Annotated in this window: 10 protein-coding genes; 3 read left to right on the top strand and 7 right to left on the bottom strand. The window is 62.8% G+C overall.

Annotated features, from left to right (window positions below; genetic code table 11):
* Nucleotides 1-6 precede the first annotated feature (6 nt).
* The gene (locus B5X82_RS24065) at nt 7-870 is read right to left on the bottom strand and encodes a nucleotidyl transferase AbiEii/AbiGii toxin family protein (protein WP_020818479.1); all 864 of its coding nucleotides are present in this window, start codon (nt 868-870) and stop codon (nt 7-9) included.
* Nucleotides 863-1537, bottom strand: coding sequence for a type IV toxin-antitoxin system AbiEi family antitoxin domain-containing protein (locus B5X82_RS24070; RefSeq protein ID WP_020818478.1), 675 nt, complete (start codon nt 1535-1537; stop codon nt 863-865). Before B5X82_RS24070 ends, B5X82_RS24065 begins: the two co-directional genes overlap by 8 nt.
* Before the next feature lie 132 nt (nt 1538-1669).
* Here B5X82_RS24070 and B5X82_RS27150 point away from each other — a divergent pair, with 132 nt between their 5' ends.
* Both B5X82_RS27150 and B5X82_RS24085 read left to right on the top strand, forming a co-directional pair.
* Nucleotides 1670-2200, top strand: coding sequence for a ribbon-helix-helix domain-containing protein (locus B5X82_RS27150; RefSeq protein ID WP_063619123.1), 531 nt, complete (start codon nt 1670-1672; stop codon nt 2198-2200).
* Nucleotides 2201-2345: 145 nt separating this feature from the next.
* Nucleotides 2346-3545, top strand: a complete 1200-nt coding sequence (locus tag B5X82_RS24085; RefSeq protein WP_020818477.1) for a tyrosine-type recombinase/integrase — start codon at nt 2346-2348, stop codon at nt 3543-3545.
* Nucleotides 3546-3565: 20 nt separating this feature from the next.
* Here B5X82_RS24085 and B5X82_RS24090 read toward each other — a convergent pair whose 3' ends face one another.
* The 5 genes from B5X82_RS24090 to B5X82_RS24110 form a co-directional block, all read right to left on the bottom strand.
* Nucleotides 3566-4219 carry a hypothetical protein gene (locus tag B5X82_RS24090; protein ID WP_020818476.1) on the bottom strand — a complete coding sequence of 218 codons (654 nt, stop codon included), beginning with the start codon at nt 4217-4219 and terminating at the stop codon, nt 3566-3568.
* Between the two features lie 71 nt (nt 4220-4290).
* Nucleotides 4291-4491, bottom strand: a complete 201-nt coding sequence (locus B5X82_RS24095; protein ID WP_020818475.1) for a hypothetical protein — start codon at nt 4489-4491, stop codon at nt 4291-4293.
* Between the two features lie 49 nt (nt 4492-4540).
* Nucleotides 4541-7612: a MobF family relaxase gene (gene mobF, locus B5X82_RS24100; protein ID WP_020818474.1), complete on the bottom strand. Its 3072-nt coding sequence runs from the start codon at nt 7610-7612 to the stop codon at nt 4541-4543.
* Nucleotides 7612-9918, bottom strand: a complete 2307-nt coding sequence (locus B5X82_RS24105) for a type IV secretion system DNA-binding domain-containing protein (protein ID WP_020818473.1) — start codon at nt 9916-9918, stop codon at nt 7612-7614. Before B5X82_RS24105 ends, mobF begins: the two co-directional genes overlap by 1 nt.
* Nucleotides 9908-10198 carry a hypothetical protein gene (locus B5X82_RS24110; RefSeq protein ID WP_025160433.1) on the bottom strand — a complete coding sequence of 97 codons (291 nt, stop codon included), beginning with the start codon at nt 10196-10198 and terminating at the stop codon, nt 9908-9910. The genes B5X82_RS24105 and B5X82_RS24110 overlap by 11 nt, the downstream gene beginning before the upstream one ends.
* 554 nt (nt 10199-10752) lie before the next feature.
* Between B5X82_RS24110 and B5X82_RS24115 the strand changes: the two genes are divergently transcribed.
* Nucleotides 10753-10971 carry a hypothetical protein gene (locus tag B5X82_RS24115; protein WP_020818471.1) on the top strand — a complete coding sequence of 73 codons (219 nt, stop codon included), beginning with the start codon at nt 10753-10755 and terminating at the stop codon, nt 10969-10971.
* Nucleotides 10972-11211 lie beyond the last annotated feature (240 nt).

The following is an 11211-nucleotide window of genomic DNA, read 5'->3' on the forward strand; positions in this document are numbered from 1 at the left end:
TGCCGCTCAAGCGTGACCAGAAGTCGACGTCAGTTTTTCCAGTTTGGCGAGGAAAAAGCGCTCACTCCACAGATCAAGCGACCTGAGTTCGGCCGGCCGCAGGAAACGCCGCACGTCGTCAGCGGCGGCCTTCCAGTCGATCTTCGCAATCGTGCTGCCCAGCGCTTCGTTCAGCCAGGGCATGTCGACGGCGATGTGATTATCTCCCGCCCAGGGACCGGCCTGGATGAGGGCATTGCGCAGGAGGGCCAGATTGAGCGTTACTCCCTTGGCGACATACCAGGAGAAATCGAACCAGTCCCGACCCTTGAGGAAACCCCGGCATAGCAAGGCATGAATCTTGAGAGCGAAATTGGACGGCAGATCCTGGTGCCGAACTTCGTGGTCCGCTGGAAAATCGAGATAGCTGGACGCCTCGCCCGAACCCGCAGGTGGGTTGACGTCGATCTCTAGCTTGATCCGGATCGTCTTTGGCTTACCAGCGCCCGCAAAAGACAGGTCGAGTTGGCTCGCGATGGAATCGTTCTTGATCAGCGCCTGGCGGATAGCCGTGTCCATCTTCGCCCTGGGCAGAGCATCGAGCTTCAGCCCGAACTGGCCGAACACCTCGATCAGGGTCTTGAGATAAGGCGTCCAGTCGAAGTCTGGGTCGGCCTGGCGCAGCAGGAAGTCGAGATCTTCCGAGAAGCGCGGTAGGCTGTTCAGGATGCGCAGGGACGTGCCGCCCTGGAATAGCGCGACGTCGAAGAAGTCGCCGCGCCAAAGGGCATAGAGCGCGATTTCCTGGAGGATTTCCTTGACCGCATTCTCTTCCTCTAGCGCATTGGCGGGATCGTAGCGGCGCAGTTTCTCCTGGATGATGTCAATCATGTGCTGAGCGGACCTTCCTGGCCATGACAGTGCTTTCGAGCGCGGCGAGGAAGCTGTTCACGGCCTTGTGCTTGTAGACCGGTTTCAGCTTGGCGAAATCCTTCCGTCGGAGCCCGAGGAGCATGTCCTCGTCGATCCGCATGCCATGGGTCAGCCACTCGATGCCCGCCCACTGCTGCTTGCGCAGGGCAACGAGGTCCAACAAGGCCCGCAGCGGCTGTGCGACGAAGGCGATGAGCTTGCCCATCTGCACGCGATCGACGCCGGCCAGGAACTGATAATCCGCGATAGCGAGCGGATGAAAGCTGAACGTGCCGAAGTCTGTCGTTTCAAAGCGGAGCGTTTTGCGGCCAGGCGTCACTCCCGCGGTCACAAAGACCGCTTCGGGGATCCAGCCATGATGGGCGAGCGCGCTTTCGAAAGAGACATAGCTACCCGGCATCAGACCTTGCGCAATGGCGAAGGGATGGATGGTTTCGGCCCGATAGCGCTTAGCCAGCAGGTAGGTGCCGCGCTTCACGCGGAGCAGGGAACCATCCTTGAGCGCCCGATTGACCAGGCCGTAGCGCCGGGCGTCTCCGCCGCCCAGCAGATTGCCGAGCTGGCGTTCGCTGAGGATATGATCGGCCAGACCCGCTGCCGTGATCTGTTGCGCCAGGGAGGACATGAAATTCCCGATACTTCCAATGTATGAAAGTTTCCAGAATTTTCTGACGAAGGGCGGGAAGCAGCGGAGGCACCCAGCATTGCTTAGTCTGCCCTTGATCCTGTCCAGAATATCAAACAGGAGGTTATCGCCATGAGCAAGCCTGTTACGCTCAATGTTCGGATCAGGGGCGCACTAGGCGATTTCGTCATGGCACATGTCGGCGCCGAAGGCTCCTACGAAAATGTCAGCGAATATGTCCGCGACCTCATCCGCCGGGACAAGGAACGGCTCAAGCCGAGCAGTTTGGTCGCCTCAAGGCAGAGCTTACGCAGGCATTCAATGCGCCGGAGGGCGGCTGGGCGAAATTTATGCCTGTACGCGACCGCTGGGGCGAGGCCCAAGGCGGATGCCTACATTCGCGGCCTCTTCGACTGCTTCGATCGGATCGCTAGGCGCGAAACGCGATGGCGCGCCATTCCGGCAGAATTCGGGGTCGAGGGCTTTTTCGGCCGCCATGAGCATCACTATGTCTTTTGGCGTTTCTGTCGGATGGATCCGTCGGGCATCGTGACCGTCCTGCACGCGCGTCGATATCGCGCTCTGATCAGCATTATCGGAAAAGCTTGTAAAACAGCCCCAAAAACCGCCCTCCCCGCGCGATCTGTCACTTACCATAATTGATCGTTATGGTAAGAACAAGTGCGCGGAAACAGCAGGGAAGGGCCAAAATGACGATCGCGAAAATGGCAGCGAAATCACGCGGCACAAATGTGCCGCGCCTTGTGCCGCATGAGCACAATGCCCGGCGCAAGGGCGCGTAGCAACGATGGCCGAAAAACCCGCCAGCCGTTCCGACGCCGAAATCGTGGTGGTCCGGACCAACGATGCCGCGCTGCCGACGCGATCGCCAAACGCGGATCCCGAGACCGTCGACATGCGGCTGCTGCGCACGATCGCCAGCATCGTTCCAGCGGATCTGCCGCCGATCAGCCAACTCGGACTCGAGACGACGCTGGCGGCCATGGCCGACGCGACAAAGGCGGCGATCGCCGCCGATCTCGACTGCTGGAGCGGCTGGTGCGGTGAGGAAGGCCGCTCACCGCTGCCCGCCGATCCCGAAGATCTGGTTCGCTATGTGAATGCGCTCGATGGCAGGGGCAAGAAGCCCGCGACGCTCGCGCGCCGGATCGCTAGCCTCGGCACGGTCCACCGCATGATGGGATTGGCGGGCGAAGCCGCGCCTACCGACGCACCGATGGTGCGCGCGGCGCTCAAGGCCGTCCGCAGGCGCAGAGGAGCCTTGCAGCGCCAGGCAGCGCCATTGCGGCTCGGCAAGGCACTGGACAGCCATGTCACCAAGGGATTCACCCTCGCTGCGCTTCTCGATGCCTGCGGCGGCGACCTGCAGGGGCTGCGCGACGCTGCCCTGCTATCGCTCGGATATGACGCGGGGCTGCGCGTAAGCGAACTCACGGTGGTCGAAGCTGTGCATATCGATCCCCAGCAGGATGGTTCGGCGACGCTGTTCATCCCCTTCTCCAAGACCGACCAGGAAGGCGAAGGCGCCTGGGCATGGCTGTCGGCCGAGACCATGCGGCGGGTCGGCGCCTGGCTGGAAGCGAGCGGTATCGAGGAAGGCCCCCTGTTCCGCAGGGTCGGAGTCGATCGGCGGCGCGTACGCGCCAGCGATTCTGAAACGGCGCTCGCCCGAACGACCTATTCCATCGGAACGGCGCCGCTGACACGCCAGGGCGTCAACGGCATCTACCGACGCGTCGCGCTTGCAGCATTCGAACTGGGATTGGTGAGTCTCCCCGCCAGCGAGTTGACCGCCGCGGTGCAGGCATTGTCCACTCACTCCCTTCGCGTCGGCCTGACCCAGGACCTTTTTGCTGCCGGAGAGGACGGCGCGGGAATAGCCCAGGCGCTGCGCTGGAGCTCGCCCGCTACGGCATTACGCTATGGCCGCAAGCTCGCGGTTCGCAGCAATGTCGCCGCCCGGGTCCTATCGCGCGTGCGCCGCTGACCACACTTACGCGTCCGGAATCACAGAGCTTCGGGGCGCGACAACATCATACGCGTTTTGAGATTGCCATCGGGCCTCCGATGAAGGTCAATGATGTGGCCGGCCCGAGGTGCAAAGATCATGAGTTCAGCGGCTGTCTCGTAGGATGTATTCGACCCGAAATAGCGCACCGGTCCGTGCCACTTCTGACCTTCGATGAGCCGGAGCCGGAATGTGCCCTGCGGCACCGGCACGCGAATCCGGTCATTTTTCGAGACATAGATCGAAATGGCGTGTCGGCCGGTGGTCGGGTCGATGAGCTGCACGACGGCATTGCTGTCCGCCGTCTCGACGGTGAGGAAGCTGCTAACGGGTTCGTGCATCGCCCAACTCGCCACAGTTACCGACCCTGATTCCGGAAATGGCATCGCCGCCTCGCGATCCGGCAGCCAGCCCGCCCGTTGAGCTTCGCCGTAGAGGGGGATCAGAATGAGGAGGAGGCTCAGGGCAAAGGGAATATATCGAACAGGGCTGGAACGCCTGGAGCCCCGCCAGCGTCCGCGTTGATAGTCGAAGCTTCGAATGGCCGGGTCGAACCAGGCGCCCTCCACGCGCCCGGCTCGGTCATTCCAGCGCGTGCTTCCGCTCCGCGCGCGCTGCCGCTCGCGCATATAGTCTCGATCGTCGATGCCCATGCGCGGTTATCCTCCGATTGCCCGAGGGGGCGCGTCGCCGCGGCGCTGAGTGAATTCCATGACCGCCTCCTTCAGCCCCACCCATCCCGCCGGCCTTCGCCATTGTCGCGCAGGTTGCGCCCGTCGAGCGCCGATCGGCGGATGCTGAGCTCCACTTCCCCGCCTTTGCGGGTGATCTGCACATCGCGCGGATCGAGATTGTTGCGCCTGGCATAATCGTCAGCCGCCTTCTCGCTGCCGAACTTGCCGGCCTGCTCAAATTCCCATGCCATCGTTTCGTCTCCTTCCTTTCGCCCCCGGCGCCGCGCCGGCGGCTTCATGCTACAAATCGAGGCCGAGGCTGCGCTCGGGCAGCGGCGGCAATTGTTCCGCCCGGTCGGGCTTCGGTTCGGGCTTCGCTGCCTGGTCCTTTCCGACCGGCGCTGCGGCGCCGGCGTCAGGGAGCGGGGGCAGGTCGTCAGGCAGCGGCGGGAGATCGGACAGGTCGACGCCGTCGATCGGGCCGGGATTGAAATCCTCGCGCGCCTTCGCGCCCTTGGCCATGTTCCCATCTATGTCGAGGCGGCCGACGGTTTCGAGCGAAGAGGTCTTGTTGCCCGGGTTCATGTCGAGCTGCCGTGCCAGCTTCTCCTTGTCGTCAACGATCATCGTCAGGCCGTCGCGCACGCGCGTCACGAGGACATTGAACAGGCGCTGGTTGGACAGGAAACGCTCGAATGAGGACATGACGCCGATCGCCCTGTCGGTTGTGATGCCTTGCGCCATATGCATGTTCAGCGAGTAGGCGAGGTCGAGGCGCGAGAGCATCGGATCGCCCATCGGCAGGGTCAGTTGCTCCTTGCCCGCCGTCTCTACCGTGACGCCGGAGCCGTCGACGCTCACCACCCGGGCGAGGGTGGCGTTGTGAAGCCCGCGGCCCTTGTCGTTCGCGGTCCAGCGGATGCGGTCGCCCTCGTGGATATCGAGCGGCTTTTTCTCGGAGAGCTGGAGCCGGTCCCGCTGCTCTGCCGGCGACAGCTTCTGCGGATCGAAGCGGATCCTGCGCCGTCCGTCTGCGAGGTCGACCTTGCCACTGGCATGGACCTTGAGGACATCGTATCGCCCGGCCTGGATGCCGACATCCTGCGCCCCGCCCCGACCCACCTCGAGGGTCTGGCCGGGGCGATAGGTCGACGCATAGCGCAATTCCTCGCGCGTCGTATTCACTCGATCATAGACTGTGAGCTGGAGCGCCTCGCCCTTGACGCTTCCTTCGGCGATCAATCCGGCTTGAATGCGCTTGTTGATAGTCTCGCGCGCGTCTCTGCCTGATGCGAATACGGCGGTCGCCTCACGCTCTTCCGGTGAAAGGCCGAGCCAACTATCGGCCGCGGCGGCGGCCGGATCCTTCTCTTCCACGATATGCTCGCCGAGCACCTTCATGGCGGCGCCCGCCTTTCCCACGTTCGCGAGTTCGGCGACAACCTTCAGCTTCTGCTGCTCTTCGGTTAGCGGCTGGCCCGGCTTCCCGATGCGGATATTCTGGGTCATCCGCACCATCGTCGCGCCGGCAGCCTGGATCATGGCGAAGGCCTTGCCCCAGTCGATCGAGGAGAGCTGCTGCCTGTCGCCGACGAGGACGAGCTTGTCGACGCCCATCGCCGCGCTGATCTGGTGAAGCTTCAGCATATCGCTTGCCGAGACCATCGAGGTCTCGTCCACGAGGAGCATGGTGCCGGCGAGCCTTTCCCGCGCCGCTTCATAGCGCGGCGTGTTCCGTTCGGCGATGAAGCGCTCGTGGGCGAGGACAAAGGAGGCGATCGTCTGGGCCTGGATGCCGGCGCCCTCGGCGAGATCGCCGACCATTTTGTTCTGGAACGCGAGACCCCGGATCGTACGGCCTTCGGCCTCCGCGACGCGCGAGACCGCCTGCAGCATCGTGGACTTGCCCGTGCCCGCCTTTCCCTGGATCGTGATCGTGCGATCGTCAGAGGAGAGGATCAGGGTCGCGGCGGCAAGCTGCCCGGGATTGAGTGGATGCTCCGCGACTGCCTGAAGGCGCGCGGGCGCGTCGGCAGCAGACAGGACGGGATTTGCGGCGCCATTGCCTTCCTTCACCAGGTCGAGGATCTTCTCCTCGATGCGCAGCGCCTCCTGGGTCGTCACCATCTTGCCGTCGCGGTCCGTGGCATGGGCAGTTCCCATCACGATCTGCCGATTCTGGACGAGCTGATCGATCCGGCGCTCGACGCTTTCGACGGTGACGCCTTTGAGACCGAGATCGAGCGCAGTCTTCGACACCATATGAAGCGGCCAGGCCGCCTCGCGTTCGGACAGGATGCGGACGGCCGATGCGACCGCGAGTTGCGTGCGGGCCTCTTCGGGTGACTTGACCGCGCGCGCGAGCGCATGGTCGACTAACGGGTCGTGTGGGCGAAGGAAATCGCCGAGCCGGCTGCGCGCGAGATCGATGGCATCGACGATCGCGCGATAGCCGCGCTCGAGCGGCCCGACCGCGGTCATCATGCCAGCACGCGCTTCCGCGGCCGCGCGCAGGTCCTTTCCGTCGAAACCGAGCGCAGCGGCCCGCTCGATCCAGCTTTGCCTGAGCGCGCCGCGATCCTCGACGTCGAGCTTGGGATCGCGGGTATTGATCGTGATCTGGTCGCGGCCCTTGTGGGATGTTATGCCGGTTTCGGCCGCCTTGTTGAGAATGTCCTCGCGCCGTTGGCTGAACTCCTCACGCGCGGCCTTTGGCACGCCGACGATCTCGAAGGTTCCGTGCTTGCCGCGAAGCTCTACAGTGTAGCCGATCTTCTCGAGCGCCGTCCGCAGGTAGCTGTGGTAAATCGCGCCGATGATGCTGTTGTGGCTCCAGATCTTGTCGGCGTGAAGGGCTTGCCACTTGCCATCGGGCATCTGCGTCATGTTGCCGATCACAGCGTGAATATGGCCCTGCGGATCGAGCGCCCGGCTGGTATCGTGCTGGAAGAGCGCATAGACGAGATTGCCGGTCTGGACCGGAACCTTGCGGCCGTCGACGTCGCGCCGGCCTTCGGCAAGGTTCTTTTCGACCCAGGCCATCGTCTGCTTGACGGCCGCCATGTTGGCGGAGAGCACGCGCTTGTCGCCGGCGACATAGGCCATCACCGACGCGGACTTCGGCATCGAAAAGGTAAGGTCGAGGCCGTGCCGGCGGTTCTCGACCTGGGCGACCCCTTCCCCGCTCGGCAGGAACCCGTTTAGAATCCCTTCGAAGGCGTCCTTCGACACCTCGCCAGAGAGACCAGCGATGTCGGCCCCTTCCCCTGCCCAGGCGCTGACCTCGGACGAATCCTCGACGGTGTAATAGTCGTCCTTCGCGAAATAATTCGCGGACCCGGCGGCCGAGCGGATCGGGGCGACGGAGAGCATCAGATGCCCATATCGAGATCGTTGTCGTCACGGCCGGCCGAGAAGTCCTGACGCAGTTCGGCGAGCGTCTGATCCTCGACCTGGGGCGTCCCCTGACCCTGCCGATGGCCATCGCTCCGATCGTCGCGATCCCGCGCCGCAACAGCCTGCTCGTCTGATCGGGCCGGTGCCGCGGGCGCCTTTTCGGCGCTTTCACCCTTTACCGATCCCTGATCACCGCGGTCGTCCGTGCCCTGCGCCGCCCGTGCCGCCGCGTTCCCCTCTTCTTCTGCTTCCGCCGACAATATCCCGGCGGCCAAATCCCGCGCGAGATTGGGAGATTCCAGAATCTCGTCGATCACCAGCAACGAGCCGTCCCGCCCGCCGGCTTCCCCTGCCCCATCCTCCTCGAACGCCCCTTCTCCGCGCCTTGATCGAACGGGTTGAACATTGGCGCGAGGCATGAAGCCCTCGGCGACAACGGGGTATCGTTTCCATTCGAGCTTGATCCGTCCTGCGGGGAATCCGTCCGGATATTTGACATATCCGTGAAGCGCCGGAAGGTTGGTGATGTCGTCGGGAAGGACAAGCGGTTCGACCTGCTTTCGCGGAGTCAGCGTCGAAGCGTCGCGCGTGTTGTTATAGCCGTAAGAATAGGCCTCATCCATCTGGCGAACCTCACGGTTTCCGATGTAGAGGGAGCATTCTTCGGCGGTCTTATATTCGCCGGTGGCGAGGATCAGCTTGGTGCGTGCTAGCGAAGCAAGATTTCGAGCGCCTTCTTCGCCGTAGACCTCGACGAGCTTCGGAAAGCTGTGGAGGCCGAGGAGCATTGCTCCGCCAAAATTGCGTGCGGTCTGAAGTCCCTTCTCGATGGCCGGCAGACGGTGGAGCGCGGCGAGTTCGTCGAACACGAACCAGGTGCGCAGACTGTTCGTCCGCGGCATCGACATGAGGCTCGTGATGGACAGGTTCGTCCAGAGCGTCAGGAGCGGACGGTTCAGCTCCAGGTCCTCATAATCGGAGGTGATGAAGAGGATGGCGCCGGGCCTTTTGTCGGCCGTCATCCACCTGCGAATGGAGTAAGGCTCGCCCTCGTCGGGGAGGAACCGCAGGACCTGCGCATTGGTATTGAAGACAGCCCGGATCGATTCCGCCATCCGTGCAGCTTCCGGGGCGGTCAGCGGGTCCGCGATTGTGTTGGCCAGATAGCGGTGCACGCGCTTCAGGTCGGCCGTCATCAGATTGTCGGAGAGAGCGAGATTGGTCGTTTGGCCGCGCTCGCGGAGCTTGATGCACATTTCGATGAAGAGAGTGCGCGCGGCGAGCGCCCAGAAGGGCTCGGACGATCCGCCGTCGGACGGAACGAGAGAGGCAGCCGCTGCCGTGAAATGACTGTAGCTCGTGCAGTCGTTGAAGATGGTCCAGGCGGGACAGCGCTGGTCCATCGGGTTGAGGATCGTGTCGCGTTCCGGGTCGTAGAACGCTTCGACGTAGGCGCCCGTGAGGTCGAAAACGACGGCGTTGTCCTGGCGCTGGCGCATCTGCACAATCAGATCGCGAAGCTGTGTCGTTTTCCCGGCGCCGGTCGTTCCGAATAGCATCGCATGCGACTGCTCGAGCCGATGGGGGAAAGGGATGTCGGCGAGCTTGTAGGGATGGTGGATTCCGGCTGCCTTGCGCACGGCGAAGGGAAGCGCGAGGACGTCCCGCGGCGACTTCCCGGGAAAGAGTTCGACCGCCTCGGTTTCGAACTTCTCGCGATTATATTCATTGATCTCGTTGAGAAGGATATCGTGGTCGACAAGCATGGCGCCGCGTTCATGCCGTTCCTGAAGGATCGCGCGGCCGCGTCGATGCGAGATGTCGATGAACCAAATGGTCAACGGAATGGTGATGAAGGCCGAGATGAGGAACGCGCCCAACAGTCCTCTCATGGCGACGGTCCATGCCCTGATCACCTCGGGGATGTAGGGGACTGCCGGCATCACGGTGCGAAGGACGTCTCCGCTGGGAAGCGTGACGTTGACGCGCTTGTTCGGATCGAGGTCGATCCAGTTCCACAAGGCCGAATAGAGCTTCATTCCGATGAGCTGGACGCCGTGCTCGTCGAGCTTCACGGCGAGGATGAGGCAGAAGGCTATGAGGAAGACAAAAAACCATAGCAGGAAGGGCAGCTTCGCGCCCGAGAACCACATCAGCATCTCGTGCGTGAGGAGCTGGCTTCCGCGCGTGAAATTGCCTGAGTTGCGCTGCACATTTCCGCGCGCGCTGTGATGAATGAGGGGGATGTTGCGCCCGTTCGATCGAATGTCCTTACGCGCCATGGTAGGTCTCCAGACGCTTGTCGGTTTCAGCGAGGATGCGATCGCGATATTCGGGGAATTGCTCGCGGATGATGATGTCGAGAGCGAGGTGCTGAAACTCGTTGATCCGCGCGAGCCGCCGCTGGCTTCCAGCGAGAATCTGGCCGGCTCCAAGGAAGGCGTCGACCGCGTGCCGGATGAGGTCTGAGGCGGTGCATTCGCGCTCGGCCGCGATCGCGACTAGACGGTCATATTTGCTGCGGTCGAGCCTGACCGTGCAATGCTTGTTGGGGGTCATCAAAACCAGGCCTCCTAGCAGGGAGGCTGGTGGGGTCTCAGAAACCTGCCCGTCTTATAGTTCAGCCATGCCCGCATGGCAAGAATTCTCGATCTGGCGAGCGGCCCGTGTTCTCGCGTAACACACTGAAATGCCCGCAAAATAGCGGTTTGCGTGTGGGCGCCACATGCGTCCCACAGGCGAACACGCGCGGTTTTCGCCTCATCTTCTTGAAAACGCGAAGAAAGCTCCTGCACCCTGGTGCGTAGGGTGTGCTGCTCTGTACCAGGGCAGATCTCCACCCTCGGGTCGTCATGTGACACAGATGGTCTGGGATGAAAAATGCCTTCGGCGGGGCGCCTCGCCGTCCTTTGGACGGAACGGCGTGCAAGGCGTGATTACGCGAAGCGAGACTGCCAGTCTGCGCGTCTTAGCGTTGTGAACGACGCTGATGGGATTTGTTTGCACGAGGAAAAGTGCACCGAAAAACATCGGCGACGTTCCGCTTTCGAGGCCGGTCGCGAGAGGCTATAGTGTCGCGGTTCATAGCCCGATCAGCGTGAACCAAGAGGCCCTTCATGGCACGCACATTGGAACAGGAAAGAGCCGCGATCGAAAAGGATGTCCGCAAGCTCGAAGAGCGGCGGCAAAGACTGGAAGAGAAGGAACGCGAGGCAGCCATTCAGGCCATCGAGAAGACCGGTCTTCTCAAACTCGAGACAAAGCGGCTGGGGAACCTTCTCGGCCGGATTCGGAGCCTCGGGATAGACGAAGTGGAAAAGCGCCTGACGGCGTGAACAGCCCCCGCCGCGAGCATGCTCGCGGCACGGACATGGAGGGCTCGATGCCCTCCATGTCCGTTCTGACCCCACAGCAAAAAAAGGGAGAGGCGCAGACGCGCCCCTCCCCATCTGTCTCAGAATTCGTCAAGCCGTCCGCCCGGCACGCTGTGGACGATCCGGTCTATGATCGTCATCGGCAGCGCGCCGTAATCGCCCTCGTCGATGGTGATGTAGCCGGCCTCCTCGTCCGCCACG

The organism is Rhizorhabdus histidinilytica, assembly GCF_900167915.1.
Taxonomy (GTDB): Bacteria; Pseudomonadota; Alphaproteobacteria; order Sphingomonadales; family Sphingomonadaceae; genus Rhizorhabdus; species Rhizorhabdus histidinilytica.